Source organism: Type-A symbiont of Plautia stali, from assembly GCF_059731155.1.
This window is the reverse complement of sequence record NZ_AP035891.1, coordinates 3,413,559-3,437,892: the sequence shown is the minus strand read 5'-3', so window position 1 is coordinate 3,437,892 and position 24,334 is coordinate 3,413,559. Positions and strand designations below refer to the sequence as shown.

16 protein-coding genes, 1 tRNA gene and 6 pseudogenes are annotated in these 24,334 nt (G+C 57.8%); 7 read left to right on the top strand and 16 right to left on the bottom strand.

The genetic code is table 11. The annotated features are described in order from the left end of the window. Nucleotide 1: 1 nt before the first annotated feature. A complete protein-coding gene (gene urtD / locus AC6I8M_RS18340) occupies nucleotides 2-793 on the bottom strand; it encodes an urea ABC transporter ATP-binding protein UrtD (RefSeq protein ID WP_058948993.1) in 792 nt (263 codons plus the stop codon). Continuing rightward, nucleotides 786-1,070 (bottom strand): annotated as a pseudogene (locus AC6I8M_RS18335) (ABC transporter permease subunit); the annotation flags it as partial. The gene urtD and the pseudogene AC6I8M_RS18335, both read right to left, overlap by 8 nt. 73 nt (nucleotides 1,071-1,143) lie before the next feature. Between AC6I8M_RS18335 and AC6I8M_RS18330 the strand changes: the two are divergent. Both AC6I8M_RS18330 and hxlB read left to right on the top strand, forming a co-directional pair. Next, nucleotides 1,144-1,986 carry an IS3 family transposase gene (locus AC6I8M_RS18330; protein WP_022537112.1) on the top strand — a complete coding sequence of 281 codons (843 nt, stop codon included), beginning with the start codon at nucleotides 1,144-1,146 and terminating at the stop codon, nucleotides 1,984-1,986. Nucleotides 1,987-2,187: 201 nt separating this feature from the next. Next, nucleotides 2,188-2,748, top strand: coding sequence for a 6-phospho-3-hexuloisomerase (hxlB, locus tag AC6I8M_RS18325; RefSeq protein WP_010616258.1), 561 nt, complete (start codon nucleotides 2,188-2,190; stop codon nucleotides 2,746-2,748). A 161-nt stretch (nucleotides 2,749-2,909) separates the two neighbouring features. Here the strand turns inward: hxlB and AC6I8M_RS18320 are convergent, their stop codons facing one another. The 7 genes and pseudogenes from AC6I8M_RS18320 to putP form a co-directional block, all read right to left on the bottom strand. Then, nucleotides 2,910-3,047 (bottom strand): hypothetical protein, encoded by a 138-nt coding sequence (locus tag AC6I8M_RS18320; protein ID WP_193718013.1) that lies wholly within the window; start codon nucleotides 3,045-3,047, stop codon nucleotides 2,910-2,912. Between the two features lie 200 nt (nucleotides 3,048-3,247). Beyond that, nucleotides 3,248-4,252: an XdhC family protein gene (locus AC6I8M_RS18315; protein WP_022548642.1), complete on the bottom strand. Its 1,005-nt coding sequence runs from the start codon at nucleotides 4,250-4,252 to the stop codon at nucleotides 3,248-3,250. A gap of 99 nt (nucleotides 4,253-4,351) precedes the next feature. Then, nucleotides 4,352-5,140 (bottom strand): annotated as a pseudogene (gene phoH, locus AC6I8M_RS18310) (phosphate starvation-inducible protein PhoH). A 574-nt stretch (nucleotides 5,141-5,714) separates the two neighbouring features. Beyond that, nucleotides 5,715-6,995 carry an iron uptake transporter deferrochelatase/peroxidase subunit gene (gene efeB, locus AC6I8M_RS18305; RefSeq protein ID WP_498013555.1) on the bottom strand — a complete coding sequence of 427 codons (1,281 nt, stop codon included), beginning with the start codon at nucleotides 6,993-6,995 and terminating at the stop codon, nucleotides 5,715-5,717. Nucleotides 6,996-6,997: 2 nt separating this feature from the next. After that, nucleotides 6,998-8,116, bottom strand: a complete 1,119-nt coding sequence (gene efeO / locus AC6I8M_RS18300) for an iron uptake system protein EfeO (RefSeq protein ID WP_010616263.1) — start codon at nucleotides 8,114-8,116, stop codon at nucleotides 6,998-7,000. Nucleotides 8,117-8,174: 58 nt separating this feature from the next. Continuing rightward, a complete protein-coding gene (gene efeU, locus AC6I8M_RS18295; protein ID WP_010616264.1) occupies nucleotides 8,175-9,008 on the bottom strand; it encodes an iron uptake transporter permease EfeU in 834 nt (277 codons plus the stop codon). Nucleotides 9,009-9,264: 256 nt separating this feature from the next. Next, nucleotides 9,265-10,749, bottom strand: coding sequence for a sodium/proline symporter PutP (putP, locus tag AC6I8M_RS18290; RefSeq protein WP_010616265.1), 1,485 nt, complete (start codon nucleotides 10,747-10,749; stop codon nucleotides 9,265-9,267). A gap of 446 nt (nucleotides 10,750-11,195) precedes the next feature. Between putP and putA the strand changes: the two genes are divergently transcribed. Beyond that, the gene (gene putA / locus AC6I8M_RS18285; RefSeq protein WP_010616266.1) at nucleotides 11,196-15,140 is read left to right on the top strand and encodes a trifunctional transcriptional regulator/proline dehydrogenase/L-glutamate gamma-semialdehyde dehydrogenase; all 3,945 of its coding nucleotides are present in this window, start codon (nucleotides 11,196-11,198) and stop codon (nucleotides 15,138-15,140) included. A 154-nt stretch (nucleotides 15,141-15,294) separates the two neighbouring features. Here the strand turns inward: putA and AC6I8M_RS18280 are convergent. The 3 genes and pseudogenes from AC6I8M_RS18280 to AC6I8M_RS18270 form a co-directional block, all read right to left on the bottom strand. Next, nucleotides 15,295-16,363, bottom strand: a pseudogene (locus tag AC6I8M_RS18280) (acyltransferase family protein). Between the two features lie 413 nt (nucleotides 16,364-16,776). Further along, entirely contained in the window at nucleotides 16,777-17,529 is a 753-nt protein-coding gene (gene tcyN / locus AC6I8M_RS18275; protein ID WP_010616268.1) for an L-cystine ABC transporter ATP-binding protein TcyN, read from the bottom strand. After that, a pseudogene (locus tag AC6I8M_RS18270) lies at nucleotides 17,526-17,618 on the bottom strand (amino acid ABC transporter permease); the annotation flags it as partial. The pseudogene AC6I8M_RS18270 and the gene tcyN, both read right to left, overlap by 4 nt. Between AC6I8M_RS18270 and AC6I8M_RS18265 the strand changes: the two are divergent. Continuing rightward, nucleotides 17,619-18,419 (top strand): annotated as a pseudogene (locus tag AC6I8M_RS18265) (phage terminase large subunit); the annotation flags it as partial. A 6-nt stretch (nucleotides 18,420-18,425) separates the two neighbouring features. Here the strand turns inward: AC6I8M_RS18265 and AC6I8M_RS18260 are convergent. After that, nucleotides 18,426-18,513 (bottom strand) — tRNA-Ser (locus AC6I8M_RS18260). 245 nt (nucleotides 18,514-18,758) lie between these two features. Here AC6I8M_RS18260 and phoA point away from each other — a divergent pair. Further along, on the top strand, nucleotides 18,759-20,165 hold the full coding sequence (phoA, locus tag AC6I8M_RS18255) for an alkaline phosphatase (protein ID WP_010616270.1): 1,407 nt from the start codon (nucleotides 18,759-18,761) through the stop codon (nucleotides 20,163-20,165). 5 nt (nucleotides 20,166-20,170) lie between these two features. Here phoA and AC6I8M_RS18250 read toward each other — a convergent pair. After that, nucleotides 20,171-21,247: pseudogene (locus AC6I8M_RS18250) on the bottom strand (YbfB/YjiJ family MFS transporter). A 185-nt stretch (nucleotides 21,248-21,432) separates the two neighbouring features. Here AC6I8M_RS18250 and AC6I8M_RS18245 point away from each other — a divergent pair. Both AC6I8M_RS18245 and AC6I8M_RS18240 read left to right on the top strand, forming a co-directional pair. Then, complete coding sequence (locus tag AC6I8M_RS18245) at nucleotides 21,433-21,741, top strand: helix-turn-helix domain-containing protein (protein ID WP_010616273.1); 309 nt, start codon at nucleotides 21,433-21,435, stop codon at nucleotides 21,739-21,741. A gap of 30 nt (nucleotides 21,742-21,771) precedes the next feature. After that, the gene (locus AC6I8M_RS18240; RefSeq protein WP_318285215.1) at nucleotides 21,772-22,227 is read left to right on the top strand and encodes an MmyB family transcriptional regulator; all 456 of its coding nucleotides are present in this window, start codon (nucleotides 21,772-21,774) and stop codon (nucleotides 22,225-22,227) included. Nucleotides 22,228-22,265: 38 nt separating this feature from the next. On the opposite strand, the gene gap is transcribed toward AC6I8M_RS18240, so the two are convergent. Both gap and AC6I8M_RS18230 read right to left on the bottom strand, forming a co-directional pair. Then, nucleotides 22,266-23,276 carry a type I glyceraldehyde-3-phosphate dehydrogenase gene (gap, locus tag AC6I8M_RS18235; RefSeq protein WP_010616275.1) on the bottom strand — a complete coding sequence of 337 codons (1,011 nt, stop codon included), beginning with the start codon at nucleotides 23,274-23,276 and terminating at the stop codon, nucleotides 22,266-22,268. A 77-nt stretch (nucleotides 23,277-23,353) separates the two neighbouring features. Continuing rightward, complete coding sequence (locus AC6I8M_RS18230; protein ID WP_010616276.1) at nucleotides 23,354-24,334, bottom strand: GlxA family transcriptional regulator; 981 nt, start codon at nucleotides 24,332-24,334, stop codon at nucleotides 23,354-23,356.

The following is a 24,334-nucleotide window of genomic DNA, read 5'->3' as shown; positions in this document are numbered from 1 at the left end:
CTCAGCGCCCCAGATATACGTCGATAACCCGATCGTCCGCCTGTACCTCGCGCAGCGATCCCTCAGCCAGCACCTGGCCCTGATGCAGCACCGTCACATGGTCGGCAATGGTTTCCACAAAGCCCATATCATGTTCCACCACCATCAGTGAGTGCTTGCCCGCCAGGCTGCGGAACAGCTCGGCGGTGTAGTCGGTTTCGGCATCGGTCATGCCGGCTGCCGGTTCGTCCAGCAGCAGCAGGTGCGGCTCCTGCACCAGCAGCATGCCGATTTCGAGAAACTGCTTCTGCCCGTGCGACAGCAGACCCGCCTGGCGCTGACGTTCGCCGCCGAGCCGCAGCAGTTTCAGCACCTCGTCGATACGATCGCGCTGCTCGTCGCTAAGCCGGGCGCGCAGGCTGGCCCACACCGATTTATCGTTTTTCAGCGCGATTTCGAGGTCTTCAAACACCGTCAGCGCTTCAAACACCGTGGGTTTCTGAAACTTGCGGCCAATGCCGGCGCAGGCGATCTCGACCGGTGACAGCTGGCGCAGATCGGTATCCTGGTCGTAGATCACCTGGCCGCTGTCCGGCCGGGTTTTGCCGGTGATCACGTCCATCAGCGTGGTTTTTCCCGCACCGTTCGGGCCGATCACGCAGCGCAGCTCGCCGACGCCGATCTGCAATGACAGATCGGTCAGCGCGCGGAAGCCGTCAAACGAGACGTTGATCTTCTCCAGCAGCAGCACCGGATCGGTTTGCTGACGATGGCGATCCGCAGGGTGCGGTTGGGTAAACAGTTGCTCAGTCATGACGCCTCCGGCGCAGCAGGCCAATTACGCCACGCGGCAGGAACAGCGTGACCAGGATGAACATCAGGCCCAAGAAAAACAGCCAGTATTCCGGAAAAGCGACGGTGAACCAGCTTTTGGCACCGTTGACGATGGCCGCACCCAGCAGCGGGCCAATCAGCGTGCCGCGTCCACCGAGCGCCACCCAAATCGCCGCTTCAATCGAGTTGTTCGGTGACATTTCACTCGGGTTGATGATGCCGACCTACGGCACATACAGCGCACCGGCCAGTCCGCACTGAAGTGGCACACTAAATTTGGCCACCTGAACAGAGGTGATATGCTCACCTCAGAACAACACAGGTGCCATAATGAAAAAAAGAAATTTCAGCGCAGAGTTTAAACGCGAAGCCGCTCAACTGGTCCTTGATCAGAACTACACCGTTGCAGCTGCGGCCAATGCTATGGATGTGGGTCTTTCTACCATGACGCGATGGGGAAAACAGTTGCGGGATGAACGACAGGGCAAAATACCTAAAGCCTCCCCTATAACCCCGGAACAGATTGAAATACGCGAGCTGAAGAAAAAGCTACAACGTATTGAAATGGAAAACGACATATTAAAAAAGGCTACCCACCGGTATAAACGTGGTGGTCATGAACACATCGTTATCCCGAATCGCCTTGAGCGACAGTTCGCAGTGACAGAGCCTAATCAGGTGTGGTGCGGCGATGTGACGTACATCTGGACAGGCAGGCGTTGGGCTTACCTCGCTGTTGTTCTCGATCTGTTGGCAAGGAAACCGGTAGGCTGGGCAATGTCATTCTCACCGGACAGCAGGCTGACCATCAAAGCGCAGGAAATGGCGTGGGAAACTCGCGGTAAACCAGCCGGAGCGATGTTCCACAGTGACCAGGGTAGCCACTATACAAGCAGGCAGTTACTGTGGCGTTGCCGGATCAGGCAGAGTATGATCCGACGTGGAAACTGTTGGGACAACAGCCCGATGGAACGCTTCTTCAGAAGTCTGAAAAACGAGTGGGTGCCAGTGACAGGTTATATAAACTTTAGCGAAGCTGCACATGCGATCACAGACTATATCGTCGGATATTACAGCTCGCTAAGGCCGCATGACTATAACGGTGGGTTACCCCCAAACGAATCGGAAAACCGATACTGGAAAAACTCTAAAGCGGTGGCCAGTTTTAGTTGAACACTTCAATATCCCGTGGGCAGCTGAACGTGTACTCTGACGGAAAATTTTGCAGATTATCCATTTTCATCCACTGATGATGTCTTTGAATAAAGAAGGAATGCGCTATGACCAGACTGAAAAAGCACCGGCCATGTTCCTGCCATTCTCCCCGCTGTTTAATGAGACGGATAAACGATCGCCTGACGGGAGAACGTTGATATGGCTGTTCTGTCAAATGTCACCCATATTCTTACCGAACTCGCGCACAACGCCCAGCAGATAGACGAGAGCCAGGCGCAGGCATTGATCGCACAAATTCGCAGCGCGAAACACATTTTCCTGCAGGGCGCCGGGCGCAGCGGCATTGCTATCCGCGCGTTCGCTAACCGTCTGTTGCATCTGGGTTTCTCTGTCAGCTTGGTCGGTGAAATCTCGTCACACCACTCCAGACCTGGCGATTTATTGATTATTGGTTCTGGCAGTGGCGAAACCGCGAGCTTGAAAGCGCTGGCGCTGAACGCCGTTGAGCGCGGTGTCGATGTGGCGCTGATTACCATGAAAGCAGATTCAGGCATCGGCAGACTGGCCAAATGCGTGTTGGTCTTACCCGGCACCGTTAAAACCGATAACGCACGCAGCGTCGGACGATTCTCGCAGCCAATGGGCTCGGCCTTTGAGCAGCTCTGCTTCATCACCTGTGATGCCATTGTGCTTGAAATCATGCATCAGTGCGGTGAAACCAGCGAGAGCATGTTCAGCCGCCATGCGGACTTCGAATAACAGAATAACGCGTTTCCCGAAAGTTGCTGATTTATACGCGTCAAACCTGAGACCGAAACCCTGTATGCTGACACGGTGTCACCGCTGATACTGGTGTGCAGGTTAGATAATTTATTCTGTTTATATTTAAGCGTAATTGATTTCCCTGGTGCCGGACTCAGTTATTGATGTGGATATGGCCACGCATGATCGAGGCCGGTTGATGACAGGATGCCAGTGACGGCCAGCCAGGCGATCACCAGCGCGAAGACAATAATTGCTGTAATTTCAATTGATTTAATCAAATGACGCTTAGCCATAAATACCCCTTCTCAGTTCAGGTGTTTGTACACGCTTCTCTGAAGAGTAAGATATTACCGGTAAAGCGCAAGCGTTGATCACATCATGAAACATAAAGCACAGCTTATTGATTATTTGCGGCGCGAAAATTTGGCATAGCCGTTTGCCCGTCTGCTGGCGTTCTGGTGAATCCGGGTTTTTCGTGGGGTGAGTGATGTGATCATTCAGACGCTGCGTGCACCGGGCTAAGCGCATCCGTTTCCGCTAACCCATTTTTGTGACGCACAATATCCGCCATGATTGCCAGCGCGATCTCCGCCGGGGTTTTGCTGCCGATATCCAGCCCAACCGGTGCGTGAATGCGCTGCAACTGCGCCGGCGTCAGCTCCGCAATCGCGGTCAGGCGCGCTTTGCGTTTTGCACTGTTGCGCTGCAAGCCCATAGCACCGAGATAAAATGCCGGCAGATTGACCGCTTCCATCATGGTGAGATCGTCAATACGCGCATTATGCGTCAGCGAGAGGATCGCCGTGGCGGCATGACAGCCCTCGCGTTCCAGATACACTGCCGGAAACTGCTGCACCAGTTTGACGTCCGGCGCCAGTTCGGCCGCCATATTGCTCAGCACCTCTTCACGGTGTTCACAGACGATGGTTTCGAATCCCAGCACCAGCGCGAAGTTGGCACAGTAGACGGCGACGCTGGAGAGTCCGGCAAGGATAAAGCGCGGCGCGGCACTGAGGGTCAGAACGATCTCGCCGTCAGTGATCTGGGTGCGGGTGTGGCGGGTATAAGGCGCCGGTTCAAGCGCGTGACACGGCTGCGGCAGCGTCAGGCGTTTGGTGATGGCTCGCGCGCCGGTCAGCGCATCCTCCAGTTGCTGTAAATAGCGCAGCGTGGCGGCACCTGCAGGCAACCGTTCGACCAGAATATCCAGTACGCCGCCGCACGGCAGCGCGCGGTCAGGCGTGTCGCCCCCCTCACCGTAGCGCACCCGTTGACTGGCGGCAGAGAACGCCTGCTGCTGAACGCGGGCGATAAAATTCTCCTCCACGCAGCCGCCGGACAGAGAACCGCTGTAGCGCCCATCGGCGCGAATCACCATCATCGCGCCCGGCGGGCGCGGCGATGAGCCGTAAGTGCTGAGCATAGTACACAGCCACACCGGCTGCGCTTCCGCCCATTGCTGCGCCATCCTTACCACCTGCACATCAAGAGAGTGCATGACTTTCTCCGCTCATCGTTTCCGCCCTTTTTCGTCCCGTAAGCATAGCAATGAAAAACCCGGCCGCAGCCGGGTTGAGATTAGCTATCTTTTTCAAGGTTAACTGTAAGCATGCAGCGTACGCTGGCACAGTGCCGAGCGAACGCAGTCCTCTTTACCGAAACGCACCACGCCAATCATCTCATCCTCTTCGAAGCGCGCCAGCGCATCGGCAAGGCCAGATTGGACGCTGGCGGGCAGGTCGCACTGGGTGACATCACCGTTTACAATCACGGTGACGTTTTCGCCCAAGCGGGTCAGGAACATCTTCATCTGCGCAGCGGTGACGTTTTGCGCCTCATCCAGAATCACCACCGCATTCTCAAAGGTACGTCCGCGCATATAAGCGAAGGGCGCGATCTCTACCTTGGCGATTTCGGGTCACAGGCAGTACTGCATAAAGGAAGCGCCGAGACGTTTAACCAGAACGTCGTAAAACGGTCGGAAATAGGGAGCGAATTTCTCGGAGATGTCTCCTGGCAGGAAACCGAGATCTTCATCCGCCTGTAAAACCGGGCGCGTCACAATGATCCTTTCGATGTCCTTATTGATCAGGGCCTCGGCTGCTTTCGCAGCGCTGATCCAGGTTTTACCGCAGCCGGCTTCACCGGTCGCGAATATCAGCTGTTTCGTTTCTATGGCGTTAAGATAGTGCGCCTGAGCATCGTTTCTGGCCTCAATTGGTGACCGGTCACGCACATCGCGCGCCATGCCAATTGCATCCAGCCCACCCATCTGCACCAGCGAAGTGACCGATTCTTCTTCACGCTGACGATGACTGCGAGAGTCACTGCTAAGCACTCGGCGGGCTTCACGACGCGCTTTGATCACTGCTTTCTGTCTTCCCATAGTGGCACCTTACAGTTGGTTTCATTTATCGCGGCGGATCACCCGCGGCGATGATTTGAACGCTTTAGAGGTTTTGTTGGCTTCCTTGTAAGCCGTATCGAGCCAGTGAGAAAAGTGTACAACAACGCCGAAACGCTGCCGCGTACCGGTAAACATCGGAAAAGAATTCGAAGGCGATAAAAGAAAAGTGAAGAGGATTCTCACGCGGGAGGCAATCCCCCGCAGCGTACTGCGCTAGCTGAAGTGTATTTAACTGTCCGTATAAGGACCGGGTCATGCGCGAACTCCAGTGGACTCAGCCACACAACTGACGACGCTATGATTAAAGTTCATCATATTTCCGCCGATTTGCAACACTATTTTTACTTTACGGCAAAGAAAACCCGCGTGGTGCAGCCTTAGCCCGGTGCGCTTAAATTAAATTAATAGTAATCTTCAGTAAGATAGGTAATTCAGCGCTTAACAAACTGTTTCAGAAAATTCGGACGTCACAGCGAGACAGGAGAAATTTGAGGCGGGCTTAACAGCAGCGCCTAGCACCGCGAACGGCGGACAAGCGCTGTACATTAATTAATCAGGCTTCGAGCAACGGCTGACCCAGATGATGATTTTTGTCCGCCACGCCGGGCAAAACAAAAAAGTATCCGCCGCCGATGGGACGAATATATTCTTCCAGCGCTTCGCCGTTCAGTCGTTTCTGCACGGTAATAAAGCCTTTGCTTAAATCGTGCTGATAACAGACGAACAGCAGCCCCATATCCAGCTGTCCTACCCCGGTAATGCCCGAGGAATAGCTGTAGCCGCGCCGCAGCATCAGGCTGCTGTCGGTTTGCGGCGTGCGCGGATTGGCGAGCCGGATATGCGCATCCAGCGCAATAATCTCGCCGTCCGGATCGCGGGCGTAATCCGGCACGTCGTGCTCGTGCTGCATCCCCAGCGGCGCGCCGGACAACTTCTCACGACCAAAAATGGTTTGCTGTTCGCCCAGCGGCGTGCGGTCCCACATTTCAACGTGAAAACGGATGATGCGTACCGCCTGATAGCTGCCGCCGTGCGTCCACGCCGGTTCCTGCTGTTCTGGTGTCACCCACAGCAGCTGGTCCATCAACTGCGCATTGTGGGTATCCGGATTGGCGGTGCCATCTTTGAAACCCAGCAGGTTGATCGGCGTTTCGCGCCCTTTGCTGCGTGCGGCGTGATCGGCGATAAAGCCGTCGCGCCGCCAGCGCACCGCCAGCAGATCCGGCGTGTGCTTGATGATATCGCGCAGCGCGTGAATCACCGTATCCTGGGTATTGGCGCAGATCTGAATTAGCAGGTCGCCATGACACTGTGCGGCATCGAGCGAATCGTTGGGAAAGCGTGTCATCGTCTGCAGCTGGCTGGGCTTATGCGCGGCCAGCCCGAAGCGCTCGTCGAACAGTGAATGACCCACCGACAGCGTCAGGGTCAGGTTATCGGGCGCAATGTCCGCACTAAGGATGCCGGAGTCGAGCGGCGGCAGCTGCGGATTGGGCACCGCCGGCGCCGGTCCGCCCTGGGTGAGAAAGGCAAAGCGCTGCGTCAGCAGCCGCAGCAGGCGTTCCAGTTCGGCTTTATCGCTGGCCAGCACATCAAACGCCACCAGCATCATAGATGCCTGCTGCGGCGTCAGGATGCCGGCCTGATGAGCGCCGTAGAACGGTTGCGCCTGCTGGCGCGCGTCGGGTGCTACCGTACCGGGTGAGAAGCTCTCTGCCGCGCTGGCGGCATGAAACGGACAGCCGCCGCCCAATGCCGCCGCGCCACCCAGCATGCCTAATCCCTGTAACAGACGGCGACGCGACGGTTGCGCCGCGTCATTTTTTTTACTCATGATTAATCAAGACCTAAAGTGCCGCGCAGCAGGGAGAGATCTTCCGCCAGCGTGGTTATGGGCCCTTTCAGCGCATTACGGTCGCTGGTGGTCAGCTTTTCATAGGAGGCAAAACCGTCTTTAGTGCGGTATTTGCTGAGAAGGCCATCCACCTTCTTAAAGTTCGCGTCCACTTTCGCCAGCAGCTGCGGATTGGCTTTTTGCAGCAGAGGACGCAGCAGATCAACGATTTTCTGTGCGCCGTCGATGTTGGCCTGAAAATCGGACAGATCGGTACGGCTGTAGCGATCTTCCTCACCGGAGATTTTGCTGGAAGCCACCTCTTCAATCAGGCCTGCCGCGCCACCGACCACTTTCGCCGGCGGGAAGGCCAGCTCGCTGACGCGGGTTTGCAGATCCTGAACATCCTTATACAGCTGGTCAGCGAACGCGTCCGCGCCTTTGGTTGTGTTGTCGGCGAACAGCAGTTTTTCCAGCCGGTGGAAGCCGGTAAATTTCGGATCTTCAGCTTTTTTCTCGAAGTCATCTTCACGCGCGTCAATGCTGCCGTCGAGGTCGGAGAACAGTTCGGCAATCGGCTCAATGCGCTCGTAGTGCACGCGCGTCGGCGCATACAGAGCTTTGGCTTTTTCCACGTCACCGGCTTTTACCGCGTCGGTGAAGGCTTTGGTGCCGGCCACCAGCGCGCTCACTTCTGCCATCACGTAGACTTTGTAATCGGCAATCGGCCCGACCAGCTGCAGCACGTCTGGCTTGACGCTGCTGGCGGTTTTGCTGTGACCGCTGACCACCAGCTTGCCTTTCGGATTGGTGAGTAGGCCGCAGGTCATGTCATATTCACCCGCCTCCAGGTTGGCGGTGAGCTTCTGGCTGAAGCCAGGCGCGATGTTTTCGCGCTCTTCCACCACCATCACGCCTTTGAGGATTTCCCACTCCAGCGCTTTCTGGCTGTTGTTTTTGATGATGAACTGGGTTTTACCGGCCTGCACGTTGAGCGACATCGGCTCGCACTGCTTGTCAGTGACCGTCACCGTGACCTGCGGTACGGCAGCGGCAGAAGCGGCACCGGACAGCGCCAGCATGGAGAGCAACAGCGCCTTACGGCGGAAGCGAATCGTCATAGTCATATCCCTGTTACATGTTACATAAAGGTACAGGCGCACGCGCGCCTGCGAAAATTTAGCGCACCGAACGTGCGGCGCTGGGTGCCGGACGCGCCGGGAAGAAAAACAGCAGCAGCGCCGGGATCAGGTAAATCAGCCATACCGTGACTTCGCTGAGGCTCGGCGCTTCCTGATAACCCAGAATGCCTTCCAGCAGCGTGCCAAAGATTGAATGGGTAGAGAGCGTGTTGCTGAAGTCAAACGCGGTCGCCTGGAAGTGGTTCCACAGTCCCGCCTCGTGGAAGGCGCGGATCGCCCCCGCCGCCAGTCCGGCCGCCACCAGCAGGATGAACAGGCTGGTCCAGCGGAAGAAGTGCGCCATGTTAAGACGTACACCGCCGTAGTAAATCAGCATGCCCAGCACGATGGCAGATGCCAGCCCGAGCACTGCGCCAATCGGTGGCGCATAGCCGACATCCTGAGTGAAGGCCGCCAGCAGAAAGAACACCGACTCCAGCCCTTCACGCGCCACGGCGAGAAACACCATCAGCACCAGCGGCAACCCGCTGCCGCCCGGCTTCTGCAACGCCTGATCGACTGATTTTTCCAGCGTGGCTTTGATATTGCGCGAGACCTTGCGCATCCAGAACACCATCGAGGTGAGGATCACCACGGCAATCACCGCCACGATGCCCTCGAACAGCTCCTGCTGTTTCTGCGGGAACTCACCGGTGGTTTCGTTGATGAAAATACCGAGCGCGAGGCACAGCGCCGCAGCGATAAACACGCCGGCCCACATTGCGGGAAACCACTGGCTGCGCTGGGTGCGTTTGAGATAGCTGGCAATAAGGCTGACGATGAGCGCTGCCTCGAGACCTTCGCGCAGCATAATGATAAAGGGAACGAACATCACCAACCTCTTGAATGTTAAGGAGGGTAAACCTTAGGTAAAAATACGTAAAGTGCGAACGATATCGATTATCATCATCGCGGATGAAAATACAAGTCACCGCGCGAAATTAATTTTGCTTTTGCGGGTCAGGTAGCGATGCGGGAAAGTCAGGGCGGAGTGACAGGTAGGGCGATAAATTGCGCGCAGAGGACGTGACACCAACAGTGCGGGGAGCACGGCACACGCGCTCCCCGGTTTACTCAGGCCATCACCGTTATTTGGTGTTGTATTCCGCTTCGGCGGCAATGAAACGCTGCTGCGCTTCAGCCGACGGTTCGCGACCGGCCAGGCTCACCACGACAATCGCGATGCTGTCAAACAGGAAGCCAGGAATAATTTCATACAGATTGAGCCAGGCGTATTGCTTCCAGATCAGCACCGTGGCGGCCCCGATAATCATGCCGGCCAGCGCGCCGTTGCGCGTCATGCGCTTCCAGCACACGCCAAACAGCACCACCGGGCCAAACGCGGCCCCGAAGCCTGCCCAGGCGTAGCTCACCAGGCCGAGCACGCGGTTCTCCGGGTTGGAGGCCAGCGCAATCGACACCAGCGCAATTACCAACACCATTAAACGGCCAACCCACACCAGCTCTTTCTGGCTGGCATTTTTACGCAGAAACCCTTTATACAGGTCTTCGGTCAGCGCGCTCGAACACACCAGCAGCTGACAGCTCAGGGTCGACATCACCGCCGCCAGAATAGCTGACAGCAGAATACCGGCGATCCACGGATTGAACAGAATACGCGCCAGCTCGATAAACACGCGTTCGCCGTTTTCGCTTACGCCCGCCGCCTGATCCGGATGGTTCTGGAAATAGGCGATGCCGAAGAAGCCCACCGCGACGGCACCGGCCAGGCAAAGGATCATCCAGGCCATCCCGATGCGGCGTGCGGTACGAATCGAACGGTGCGAGTCTGCTGCCATGAAGCGCGCCAGAATATGCGGCTGGCCGAAGTAGCCGAGGCCCCAGCCGAGCAGTGAAATCACCGCCACGAAGTTCAGGCCCTTCAGCATATCGAGGTTTTCTAGGCTTTTAGCTTCAATCACTGCCAGCGAATCATCCAGTCCGCCGACGGCGATAATTACAATCACCGGCGTCAGAATCAGGGCAAAAATCATCAGGCTGGCCTGTACGGTATCGGTCCAGCTCACCGCAAGGAAGCCGCCCACCAGCGTATAAAGAATGGTTGCTGCCGCGCCGGCCCACAGTGCGGTTTCATAACTCATGCCGAAGGTGCTTTCAAACAGGCGCGCACCCGCAACGACGCCCGAGGCACAATAAATGGTGAAAAAGATCAGGATTACCAGTGCCGAGATGACGCGCAGAATTTTGCTGTGGTCTTCGAAGCGGCTGGTGAAAAAGTCTGGCAGGGTTAAGGCGTTATTGTGATGCTCGGTCTGCACGCGCAGGCGACCCGCAACAATTTTCCAGTTCAGCCACGCGCCAATCGTCAGACCGATGGCAATCCAGCTCTCAGAGATCCCGGAGAGAAAAATCGCGCCCGGCAGTCCCATCAGCAGCCAGCCGCTCATGTCCGAGGCCCCGGCCGACAGCGCGGTCACCACGCTGCCCATGCTGCGACCGCCCAGAATATAGTCGTCAAAGTTTTTAGTTGAGCGGTACGCGATAAAACCAATCAACACCATCCCGAGGATGTAAATGATAAATGTCACCAGCATCGGTGTACTTACTGTCATCTGTCTCTCCACTTATTATTTGATCTCTTAAGAGAAATCTTTTTCCTGCGTTACCGGAACGGGATAACGTCAGGGCTTTACCGCATCCAGAGAAAGCGATTTCTCATAAGGCGCGGTATCCTGCCGCAAAGGTGCGACGCGCACAATGCATTTAACACAGCTGTTACCTGGGTTTCACCTGACTTTGCATTTTTCATGCTCACAGGTTGCGCCTGTTCACACTTTAAGTTGCACCTGATGTAAGCCAGGAAGCGTCCTGTTGCGGTGGGTTGCAACATTGGCGAGATTCTTGCAGCAAGTTCTGTGCCGCTTTTGCTGCGTTAACAAAAAAGCCGGTTAAAAACGTGCAACTCAGGTCACATTTAACACGGTTGCACAAAGTTGCAACATGAGTGATAGTGCAGCCCACGCTGAAGTTGATCCACATATTTGAGGACGAGAAAATCATGGGAACCACCACCATGGGGGTTAAGCTGGATGAAGCCACCCGCGATCGCATTAAACTGGCGGCGCAAAAGATTGACCGCACGCCGCACTGGCTGATCAAGCAGGCAATTTTTAACTATCTCGGCCAGCTGGAAGCGGGAGAAACGCTGGCGGAGATCCCACTGCAGCTGAATGATTCCGTGGACGATGAGCGCGCGCCGGAAGAGAGTTTCCAGCCTTTCCTCGACTTCGCCGAACACATTTTGCCGCAGTCGGTCAGCTGCTCGGCCATCACCGCCGCGTGGCGTCGTCTGGAAACCGATGCGGTGCCGATGCTGCTGGAGCAGGCGCGTCTCCCTGCCCCGCTGGCGGAGAAAACCCACCAGCTGGCTTACAGCTTGGCGGACAAGCTGCGGCACCAAAAAGGGGCAACCGGACGCGCCGGCATGGTGCAAAGCCTGGTGCAGGAGTTCTCGCTTTCGTCTCAGGAAGGCGTGGCGCTGATGTGTCTGGCGGAAGCGCTGCTGCGTATTCCTGACAAGCCCACCCGCGATGCGCTGATCCGCGATAAAATCAGCAACGGTAACTGGCAGTCTCATCTGGGCCGCAGCCCATCGATGTTCGTCAACGCCGCCACCTGGGGCCTGCTGTTTACCGGTCGTCTGGTCTCCACGCACAATGAAGCCAACCTGTCTAAATCGCTGAACCGCATCATCGGCAAGAGCGGCGAACCGCTGATCCGCAAAGGCGTGGATATGGCGATGCGCCTGATGGGCGAACAGTTCGTCACCGGTGAAACCATCGCCGAGGCGCTGGCTAACGCGCGCAAGCTGGAAGAGAAAGGCTTCCGCTACTCGTATGACATGCTGGGCGAAGCGGCACTCACCGCCAGCGATGCCAAAGCCTATCTGATCTCCTATCAGCAGGCGATTCACGCCATTGGTAAAGCCTCCAACGGGCGCGGCATTTATGAAGGTCCGGGCATTTCCATCAAGCTGTCGGCGCTGCATCCGCGCTACAGCCGCGCGCAGTATGAGCGGGTGATGGAAGAGCTTTATCCGATCCTGAAATCGCTGACGCTACTGGCGCGCTCGTATGACATCGGCATCAACATCGATGCCGAAGAAGCCGATCGCTTGGAACTGTCGCTCGATCTGCTGGAAAAACTCTGTTTTGAGCCGGAGCTGGAAGGCTGGAACGGCATCGGTTTCGTGATTCAGGCCTATCAGAAGCGCTGCCCGTTTGTGATTGACGCGCTGGTGGATCTGGCCCAGCGCAGCCGCCGTCGTCTGATGATCCGTCTGGTGAAAGGCGCTTACTGGGATAGCGAAATCAAGCGCGCGCAGATGGAAGGCCTCGAAGGCTATCCGGTTTACACCCGCAAGGTATACACCGACATCTCCTACCTCGCCTGTGCGCGTAAACTGCTGGCGGTGCCTAACCTGATTTATCCGCAGTTTGCCACCCACAACGCCCACACGCTGGCGGCGATCTACCAGCTGGCGGGCAACAACTACTATCCTGGCCAGTACGAATTCCAGTGCCTGCACGGCATGGGCGAACCGCTGTACGAGCAGGTGGTGGGCAAAGTGGCCGACGGCAAGCTGAACCGGCCGTGCCGGATTTATGCGCCGGTCGGTACCCACGAAACGCTGCTGGCCTATCTGGTGCGTCGCCTGCTGGAAAACGGCGCCAATACCTCGTTTGTTAACCGCATCGCTGACAACACGCTGCCGATTGACGAGCTGGTGGCCGACCCGGTGGCTGCGGTGGAGAAAATGGGTGTCGCAGAAGGCGCAATTGGCCTGCCGCATCCGAAGATTCCGCTGCCGCGCGATCTGTATGGCGACAAGCGTGTTAACTCTGCCGGTCTGGATCTGGCCAACGAACACCGCCTAGCGTCGCTCTCCAGCGCCCTGCTCTCCAGCGCCAGCCAGCCGTGGCAGGCTCAGCCGATCATTGATGGCGAGCTGGGTACCGGCAGCAGCCGCGCGGTGATCAACCCGGCCACGCCGGCCGATATCGTCGGCAGCGTGCGGGAAGCCACCACTGAAGAGGTCTCCTGTGCGCTGGATGCCGCGGTGAATGCCGGACCGATCTGGTTCGCCACATCGCCGCAGGAGCGCGCCGCGATCCTCGAACGTGCCGCACAGACGATGGAAGACCAGATGCAGCAGCTGATTGGTTTGCTGGTGCGTGAGGCGGGCAAAACCTACAACAACGCCATTGCCGAAGTGCGCGAAGCGGTGGACTTCCTCTACTACTACGCCGGCATGGTGCGTGACGATTTCGATAACGAAACCCATCGCCCGCTCGGTCCGGTAGTGTGCATCAGTCCGTGGAACTTCCCGCTGGCGATCTTTACCGGCCAGATTGCCGCCGCCTTGGCGGCCGGCAACAGCGTGCTGGCGAAACCCGCCGAGCAGACGCCGCTGATTGCCGCGCAGGCGGTGCAGATCATGCTGGATGCCGGCGTACCGGCCGGCGTGCTGCAACTGCTGCCCGGCCAGGGCGAAACGGTGGGTGCGCAGCTGACCGGCGACGAGCGGGTGCGCGGCGTGATATTCACCGGCTCAACGGCGGTCGCAACCCTGCTGCAGCGCAACCTGGCTGGCCGCCTCGATCCGCAGGGTCGCCCGACGCCACTGATCGCCGAAACCGGCGGCATGAACGCCATGATCGTTGACTCTTCAGCGCTCACCGAACAGGTGGTGGTGGATATCGTGACGTCCGCGTTTGACAGCGCCGGCCAGCGCTGCTCGGCGCTGCGTCTGCTGTGCATCCAAGACGATGTGGCTGAGCACACGCTAAAGATGCTGCGTGGTGCCATGGCCGAATGCCGCATGGGCAATCCGGAGCGTCTGTCGACCGACGTCGGTCCGGTGATCGACGCTGAAGCCAAAGCCAACATCGAGCGCCATATTCAGGCTATGCGCAATAAAGGCTTTACGGTGTATCAGGCGGTGCAGGAGCATCCGCAGGACAGCAAAGAGTGGCACAGCGGCACCTTTATCAAACCGACGCTGATTGAGCTCGATCAGGTCAGCGATCTGGATAAAGAGGTGTTCGGTCCGGTGCTGCACGTGGTGCGCTTTGCGCGCAACAACCTGCCGCAGCTGATTGAGCAGATCAACTCCTCGGGCTATGGCCTGACGCTCGGCGTGCATACCCGTATCGACGAAACCATTGCGCAGGTAACAGCCGGGGCGAAAGTCGGCAACCTGTACGTTAACCGTAACATGGTCGGCGCGGTGGTCGGCGTGCAGCCGTTTGGCGGCGAAGGCCTGTCGGGCACCGGTCCGAAAGCCGGCGGTCCGCTCTATCTTTACCGCCTGCTGGCCCATCGTCCGGACGGTGCACTGCGCATCACCTTTAATCGTCAGGATGCCGAACGTCCGGTGGACAGCAGCGTGCGCACCACACTGCTGAGCGCGCATCAGGCATTGCAGAGCTGGGCACAGGATAAGCCGGAGCTGCTGGCGCTGTGTCAGCGTTACGATGCGCTGACCCAGGCCGGGACCGTGCGACTGCTGCCAGGCCCGACCGGTGAGCGCAACACCTTCACGCTGCTGCCGCGCGATCGGGTGCTGTGTATCGCGGATAACCAGCAGGATGCGCTGATTCAGCTGGCGGCGGTCACCAGTGTCGGTAGCCAGGCACTGTGGCAGGATGACGAGCTGCACCGGACGCTGCGCCAGTCGCTGCCGGCCCCGATGCAGGCGCGTATCACGCTGGCGAAAGATGTTCTGGCGGCGGAGTTTGATGCGGTGATCTATCACGGCGATGCCGATCAGCTACGCAGCCTGTGCGAACAGATTGCCGCCCGCGAAGGCGCGATTGTGTCAGTGCAGGGCTTTGCCCGCGGCGAGACCAATCTGCTGCTGGAACGTCTGCTGATTGAGCGCTCGCTGAGCGTCAATACCGCCGCCGCCGGCGGCAACGCCAGCCTGATGACCATTGGTTAGGTAAAGCAGGATCGCCATGGATGGCGTAATGTGGATCGGTGAAAGACACCGCAAGTTGCAACAAGGCCGTAGCGGCGCAATTTATTGCGCGATGAATCGCGCCGCTACGAAACGTGCCCTCGTTTTGTACGAATTTAAAACTTACCAACGAATATCACGCCACCGACTTACTGCGTTTTAAACTAATCAGCTTCGGGAACACAAACAGCGACTGCCCCAGCCCGCGGTTGGTCAACGACCACACCGCCACCGAACACAGCGAACAGATGCCGACAATCGCCAGCGGATAGAAGCACGCCCACAGCAGCGCAAACAGATGATGGCGCTGCGCAAACAGAATCGCCGACATGCCGAAGAACTCAATAAAAATGCGGTGGATGACGTAGATCTGCAGCGTGTTGCGGCCAATCCAGTTGAAGTAACGCATGCTGAAGTGCGCGTTAAGCCAGTGGCACGCCGCCACGCTCACCAGCACGGCAATGATGCACATGAACAGGCTCTTATCGAGGCCAAAAATCACGTGCAGGCCGGACAACGCTGCCAGCGCGGCCCACGGCAGAAGATTCTCGCGGCGCAGCTGACTCAGGCGCAACATTCGCGGGCTCCAGAACGCCCCCAGCAGGAAGAACAGGAAATACTGCGCTACGCTCTGCGGTCCCCAGTAGGGAATGATCTTCTCCACCGCCAGATAATTCAGCACTACCGCCGCCACCAGCAGCGCCACTTTGTGCTGACGGAAGATTTTGGCGCACAGGAAGTAGATCGCCAGACCGTACAGGTACCACGAGGTACTCATTGCCAGGAAGGTCAGCTTAAGGAACTCCAGCAGCGAACCGGCGTAAGCCGCGTTGAGGTTCTGCGAGATACGCTGGCCGGTGATTTCAGTCGAAATGCCGACAATCGACCACCACTGAATAAAGCCCCACAGCACATAGAGATAGAACAGATTGGTAATGCGGCTGGTAAACACCTGTTTCCACGGCCGGTTGAGAATTCCGTTGGTGGCAAGCAGGCCGGAGACGAAGAAAAAGGCTGGCATGCGCAACGGTGATAACACCGTATTAAACTGCACCCATATTTCCGCCGGGATCCAACCGGCGCTGAGATATTTAACCGTGCCTTCAAAGCCTGGTAATACGGTGTGATACAGCACCACCAGCAATATGCACACCCCCTTTCAGGGTATTAACCCATGCAATATCTTCTTTCCTGGCGTTATTCATATTTTTGACTCCTACTGCGGTGTAGGTCTTAAAGGAGAAGAATGAAGAAACAGGCAGTGAAGCCTTTATGGTTATTCAACGATTATTCAACAAGCAGCAGGGGCTGACTCTAGCGAAACTCCTAAAACTTTTTCACTGGTCCTGATATAACAATACTTTACAGTACTAGAGATAAATTGACCGCTTGGCGGGTTAGCCGTGAACGACTGTTATTTAAGCCTTCATCCGGATTGTTATCCTCAGAGTATGAGGTGAATGCGGCGGGGAAATTAAGAACATTCCGCACGCGGGAAAGCCAGCTATTAATTCTGTGGCGCAGAAATAATTTTATTAATGCGTCAAAAAGGTAAGCGCGGTATTTAATATTTTGCTAAGGAGGAAATAATTTGGGCCAGCGAACCGGCCCGAAAAGATTATTGATTGAGAAACTTGTCGAGAAATTGCCGGGTGCGTGCCTGCAGCGGATTGCTGAACAGCGCTTTAGCCGGGCCCTGCACCACAATGCGCCCCTGATCCATAAAGATGGCGCGATCGGCGACGTCTCGCGCGAAGCTCATCTCATGCGTGACGATCACCATGGTGCGTTTCTCCTGCGCCAGCGCGCGGATGGTGCTGAACACCTCGCCCACCAGTTCTGGATCCAGCGCCGAGGTTGGCTCATCGAACAGAATCACCTGCGGACGCATCGCCAGCGCCCGGGCAATCGCGACGCGCTGCTGCTGACCGCCGGAAAGCCGGCGCGGAAAGCTCTCTTCCTTACCGTGCAGACCGACCTTCTCCAGCAGCGTACGTGCGCGCGCAATGGCTTCCACTTTCGCTTCGCCTTTGACGATAACCGGCCCTTCAATGATGTTCTCCAGTACCGAACGGTGCGGGAACAGGTTGAAGTTCTGGAACACAAAGCCGACCTGCTGGCGCAGCTGCCGCACTTTATCCTTCTGCTTATGCAGGCCGAGGCTGGCGTCGATGCTGATGTCACCTACTTTGACCTGGCCGTTTTCCGGCACTTCCAGCAGATTAATACTGCGCAGCAGCGTGGTTTTGCCCGAACCGCTCGGACCGATGATCGCCACCACTTCGCCGGGCGCGACATCGAGGTCGATACCGTGCAGCACCGTCTGGCCGTGAAACTGTTTCACCAGCTGACGGACTTCAATTGCACTCATCTTGCCTCCCGATCCTGATGATTGACGTGCGCTTCCAGCCGGTTTTGCAGCGCCGACAGCACCGTGGCCATCACCCAGTAAATCAGCGAGTGAAGTGGTCAACTAAAACTGGCCGCCCTTCTGATTATCTACCAGAGGTGGCTGCTGACATCTGTTCACTGCTTGCCGATGGTGAAAGCCTGCGCAAAGTTGGTGAACGTCCGGGGATGCCAAACAAAGCGACAGTGTTTAGCTGGCTGCCCAGCATTAAGAGTTTCGCGACCAATACGCGAAAGTTACTGAGACACGCACTGACGCAATTTCGAAGAGATGTTCGATATCGCCGACAGCATTGCAGAAGAGGCTGCGCGGTAGGTAAAGCCCGCCTGAGCATCGAAACAATCTCTGCAAAGCTAGCGCCCGTATTCACCACCCCCAATATGCGTTATCGCTGCTCACACTATGGGCGTGGTAGCGCTAAGACCCGCACATTCGCCATGATGACCGTTATTAAAGCATGTCAGGCGATGATGAATCGCGAGAGCGGGGTGATTCTGTGCGCGCGTAAGTCTATGAACTAACCGGAAGAGTCAAGCATGGAGGAGGTGAAGCAGGCAATTCGTGTCGTTCCGTGGCTGGCGGCTAATTTCGATATCGGCGAGAAGTACATTCGAACCATCGCCAAAAGTGTGGACTACGTGTTCTGTGGCCTGCGCCACAACCTCGACAGCATCAAGTCGAAAGCGTGCATTCTGCTGTGCTGGGTAGACGAAGCCGAATCGGTGAGGGAAATAGCCTAGCAGAAGCTCAGCCCTACAATCCGTGAAGACGGATCGGAAATATCGGTTTCGTGGAAGCCGGAGAAAAACGGCAGCCTTACCTCTAAGCACTTTTGCAAAGAGGCATCAGAGCAATGATGGCGGTGAGGGGGGGATTCGAACCCCCGATACGTTGCCGTATACACGCTTTCCAAGCGTGCTCCTTCAGCCACTCGGACACCTCACCACATTTTGTTTGCTGACCGCACTGGGTCAACGGGGCGTTACTATACGGAGTTCAGCGATAAGGGTCAAGGGCTATTTTCTCCTTTTTTTCTATTCGCTTAACCTCTGCGCAGATTGCCTTAAGCCTCTCCACTTTGCCGGTTTTGTCATCAAAACATTCTTTAACTGACACAAAAGTGTCACCGCACTGTCGCAGACTTGTCGGCGGAAACATTTGGTTATATCTACGGATAAGGATGCTGATAAATGAAAAGCTTACCTCTTTTTACGCTCTCTCTGCTGGCTTCACTGACCACCACGTCCGCGCTGGCAGAGAGCGCCAGCTATCAACGCGCCGCCATTGGCGATATTACCCAGCACGGCGGCGCGCGTCGCCTGAGCGGCGACCAGACCGAAGCGCTGAAAGCCTCATTGAGCAATAGCACGGCGAAGAATGTCATCCTGCTGATTGGCGATGGCATGGGCGATTCCGAAATCACCGCGGCGCGCAATCAGGCGATGGGGGCCGGCGGCTTCTTTCCCGGTATTGATGCGCTGCCGCTCACCGGCCAGTACACCCATTACTCGCTGGACAAGAAAACGCACAAGCCAAACTACGTAACGGATTCTGCCGTGTCGGCCACGGCTTGGGCCATCGGCACGAAAACCTATAACGGCGCGATTGGCGTCGATGTCAACGGTAGGGATCAGGTCACGCTGCTTGAGCTGGCGAAAGCAGCAGGTAAAGCCACTGGCAACGTCTCCACCGCAGAACTGCAGGATGCCACGCCGGCCGCGCTGATGGCGCACGTCACCTCGCGCAAATGCTACGGCCCGGAAAAAAACACTGAGCTGTGTCCGGGCAACGCGCTGGAGCAGGGCGGCAAAGGATCGATCAGCGAGCAGATGCTGCAAACTCGTCCCGACGTCACGCTGGGCGGCGGTGCCAAATCTTTCACTGAGCGGGCTAAAGCGGGTGACTATCAGGGCAAAACCCTGCGCGAGCAGGCTGAAGTACGGGGATTTCAGCTGGTCGATAATCTCGCCGCGCTAAACGCGGTACAGCAGGCGAATCAACAGACGCCACTGCTGGGGCTGTTCTCGGATGGCAACATGCCGGTGCGCTGGCAGGGGCCAAAAGCCAGCTATCACGGCAATCTGGATAAACCGGTGGTGACCTGTGAGGTCAACAAAGATCGTCCGGCATCGATGCCAACCCTGGCACAGATGACGCAAAAAGCCATCGACCTGCTCAGCCACAACAGTAATGGCTTCTTCCTGCAGGTGGAGGGCGCGTCGATCGATAAGCAGGATCACGCCGCTAACCCGTGCGGTCAGATTGGTGAAACCGTCGATTTAGATGAGGCGGTGCAGGTGGCGCTGGCGTATGCGCGCGAGCACGGCGATACGCTGGTGGTGGTAACCGCCGATCACGCGCACAGCAGCCAGATCGTCGAAAACGGCACTAAAGCGCCGGGTCTGACTCAGGCGCTCAACACCAAAGATGGCGCGGTGATGACCATCAGCTACGGTAACTCGGAAGAGGATTCACAGGAGCACACCGGCACCCAGCTGCGCATCGCGGCCTACGGTCCGCACGCGGCGAATGTGGTCGGCCTGACCGATCAGACCGACCTGTTCTTCACGTTGAAGCAGGCGATGGCGCTGAAGTAAGCGCATCAGTGCGGGCGGATGCGGAGCACCAGCAGCCCGCCCAGCACCAGTCCGCCAGCGGCCAGCAGCAGCGCGGGGTACAGTGAAGCAAAAATCAGTACGCTGGCGGCGGAGATCAGCGGCCCGATCAGCTGGCCAGTGGCATAGCCTGACGTCAATATCGCCACGGTTTTTGCCACGCTGATATTGGAGACGGCGCGCGCCAGTTGCATCGACAGCTGCATAATCGAAAGAAACGCCAGTCCGACGATCACCGTCGAGATCAGCAGCCCGCTCACGCCCGGGATGAGCACGCCGCTGGCCACGCCCAGCCCCTGCAGGACCATAACCCACGCCAGGCTGAGGCGCGTATTCAGGCGCGCTGAAAACAGCATAATCAGCACCACACCAGCCACTGCGCAAAGTCCAAACAGCGGCCAGAAAAGCGCTGCCAGCTGACCCTGGGCAAACAGGCTGTGCGCCATTTGTGACAGAAACGTCGCGGGCAAAATGTAGCCGAAACCCGCCAGAGTATAGGCCAGCCATAGCCGTTTCACCTCGCGACCCGGTGCCGCCGACGCACTTTCCCGCTGCCGGGCGGGGAGCGACGCGGGCAGCGCGCGCCACACCAGCAGCGCGCCAGCCAGCGCTACCACGCCGTAGAGTTGCCAGGCGCGATCGTCATTCAGTTGTAACCGGGTCATCAGCCACGCCAGCACGCCGCTCAGGGTGATGCCTGCCCCCGGGCCCGCAAATACTGCGGCGGACATGCGCGGGGCCTGCTGCTGTGCCAGCACCATCTGCGTCCAGGACGTGACGATAATCAGGGTCTAGGCACCACCGATACCCGCCACCACACGGAACAGGCACTGCAGCACCTAGGCATGACTAAAGCCGGAGAGCAGGGTCACCAGCGCGGTGGCCAGCAAACCGGCCTTCAGGTAGCGCGCGTGATGGGCGGTCATCCGGCTCACGTGCAGTGCGCCCAGCAGATAGCCGATATAATTCATCGCCGCCAGCACGCCAGCGCTGGAGAGCGTCAGGTGACCGTTGGCGATCATCAGTGGGATCTGCGGCGTGAGCGAAAAGCGGCCGATACCCATTACCACAATCAAGGTCACCATGCCGGTGAGCATGATTATCAGGCTCACTCGGGTGTGCCGGACCTCTTGCCGTCCGGCGGAAACTGAATCTGCTGACATACTTTGCTTTACTCCGCTGATATACCTTACTCTGTCCGGTGATAGTAAATGTCAATCAGTCAGTGAAAAATGGGGTGGTTTACCCTATGACTACAGGTCATACCCAGACCGTTAAATCGCGTGGTGAAGATGTCAAAAACTTCCTTACCCGCCAGCGTGCGCGTATTGATCCGCAGATCTATGGCTTCAGCCGGCAAAACCGGCGCGTCAGCGGACTGCGGCGCGAAGAATTGGCACAGCTGGCGGCGGTCAGCGTCAGCTGGTACACCTGGCTCGAGCAGGGCCGCGACATCAGTATTTCGCCCGCCGCGCTGCAGCGCATCGGCAAAGTGCTACAGCTCTCGGTCACCGAGCAGGAGTATCTTGAAGCGCTGGTATTTGGTAACGCGCATTAGCAACCCTTCAGCCATGAATTGCCGCGTGAGGTGAGGGCGATGGTGGATGTGCTGGACCCGCATCCGGCATTTGTGCGCCGCGCTAACATGGATATTGTGTACTGGAATCCGGCGGCGCAGTCGCTGATTGTCGACTGGGCGGCCCTGCCGCCGGCGGATCGCAACTCGCTCAAGCTGATGTTCATCAGTGAAGCCTACCAGCAGCGCATTCATGGCTGGGAAGAGGCGGCGCGCCATACGCTGTCGGCGTTTCGCGCCAGTTATGCCGCCAGCAATCAGGCGCAGGAATTCGAAGTGGTGATCGAGGATTTGCTGGCGCGCAGCGCCGGGTTTCGCACGCTGTGGAATTACCATGATGTGGGGAAAATCGGCGCGGGCAATAAAACCCTGATTGATGTCGAAGGCAGGATGCAGACATACACCTTTACCTCGCTGCAAATTGAGCAGGCACCGGGTATGCATCTGATCTTCTATCTGGCGCATTAGCGCGGCGTGCGCGGGTCGGACGCACGCCGCCGGGGAGATTACAAACCGCGCTGTGCCATCAGGCGTGCGAGGTCAACCAGACGGTTGGAGAAGCCCCATTCGTTATCGTACCAGGCAAGGATCTTCACCAGGTTGCCACCAATGACCAGCGTGGATAAGCCGTCAATGCTCGATGAGCGCGCATTGCCCTGATAATCGCTGGAGACCAGCGGCTCATCGCTGTAGCCGAGGATACCCTGCAGCGGGCCGGCGGCAGCAGCGGCTTTAAAGGCGTCATTCACCTCTTCGGCCGTCACGTCGCGTTTCAGCGTCACCGTCAGATCCACCACCGAGACCACCGGCACCGGCACGCGCAGCGAGTAACCGGTTAAGCGGCCTTCCAGTTCCGGAATCACCCGGCCAAGCGCTTTAGCCGCGCCGCTGGAGTAAGGCACAATCGACAGCGCCGCCGCACGCGCACCGCGCAGATCTTTCTCTGGCTGGTCGTGTAACGCTTGGCTGTTGGTATAGGCATGGGTGGTGTTCATCAGACCGTGCTCGATACCAAACGCCTGATGCAGCACCTGCGCGGCGGGCGCCAGGCCGTTAGTGGTACAGCTGCCGTTGCTCACCACAAAGTGCTGCTGCGGATCGTAGCGCTGGTCGTTGACGCCCATCACAATCGTCAAATCATCATTTTTGCCCGGCGCAGAGATGATCACGCGTTTGGCGCCGCCGTGAGTGATATGCACCGCGGCTTTGTCACGCTCGGTAAAAAAGCCGGTGGCTTCGATAACGATATCCACGCCCACTTCACGCCAGCGAATATTGGCCGGATCGCGCTCGCTGAACACGCGCACAGGTTTACCATCAATGCGCAGCTCGCCCTCGCCAGCGGTGACTTCGGCCGGCTGCCGGCCCAGCAGGGAGTCGTGCTTCAGCAGATGCGCCAGCGTTTTGCTGTCGGTGAGATCGTTAATCGCCACGATATCGATGTCGCTGCTGCCCAGCGCGGCGCGGAATACGTTACGTCCGATACGGCCAAAACCGTTAATGCCTACCTTGATCATGACTGACTTCTTAGTGAAGTTACTGCAATCACTGTAGGCCGGAGGCGCGCTGGCGTAAACGACAAAAAAAGATCACTTTACGCCATTTTGCGGCTGTGAAAGCGCTGGCGATATTCGTTGGGCGTGAGATGCAGCTGGCGCTCGAAGCTGCGCCGCAGGTTAATGCTGCTGCCAAAGCCGGTGGCAATGGCGATGCGTTCCAGCGTCTCGCGCGTCTGCTCCAGCCGCTCACGCGCCGCCGCCAGCCGCGCTTCTGCCACATAGCGCGCCGGTGAAACGCCGGTTTCCCGGCTGAACACGCGGGTAAAGTTACGCGGGCTCATCGCCACCTGGGCCGCCAGTTTCTCCACCGATAGGTCCTCCGCCAGATGTGCGGTGATCCAGCTCTGCAGCTGAGCGATCGGCCCCGACTCGCTGACGGACTGCAGGTGAAAGCGACTGAACTGCATCTGGCCGCCAGGACGACGCAGATACATCACCATATCCTGCGCGATGTCGCGCGCCACGCTGAAACCAAAATCTTCCTCTACCAGCGCCAGCGTCAGATCGAAGCCGGAACTGACGCCGCCAGAGGTCCAGATTGGGCCGTCCTGAATATACAGCGGGCCGCCTTCAACCTGCACGCGCGGATAACTGGCCTGCAGCGTGTCCAGCAGACGAAAGTGGCTGGTGGCGCGCCGGCCATTCAGTAATCCCGCCTCCGCCAGCAGCATTGCCGCACCGCAAATTGACACCACGCGGCGCGCCTGCGGGGCAGCCAGCTTAATCCAGTCCACCACCATGTTGCGTTCTTCGGGATTATCACCGCGGCCGGTAATCATGATGGTGTCCCAGCGTTCGCGCGGATCGAGTTCAGCTAGTTTGAGGTCGGCGAGCAGATTGAGGCCGGACTGGCCGTGGATCACCTGGTGCGGCTGGGTGGTCGCAATGCTGATGCGATAGCGTGCGCCAGCGACGCCCACCGGTAAATGCAGGTTGGCGTGCATCAGGATGTCGGCGATACTCGCCGCTTCGAACAGCATGCCGCCGTCTGGGACAATAATCAGAAAGGTTTTCAT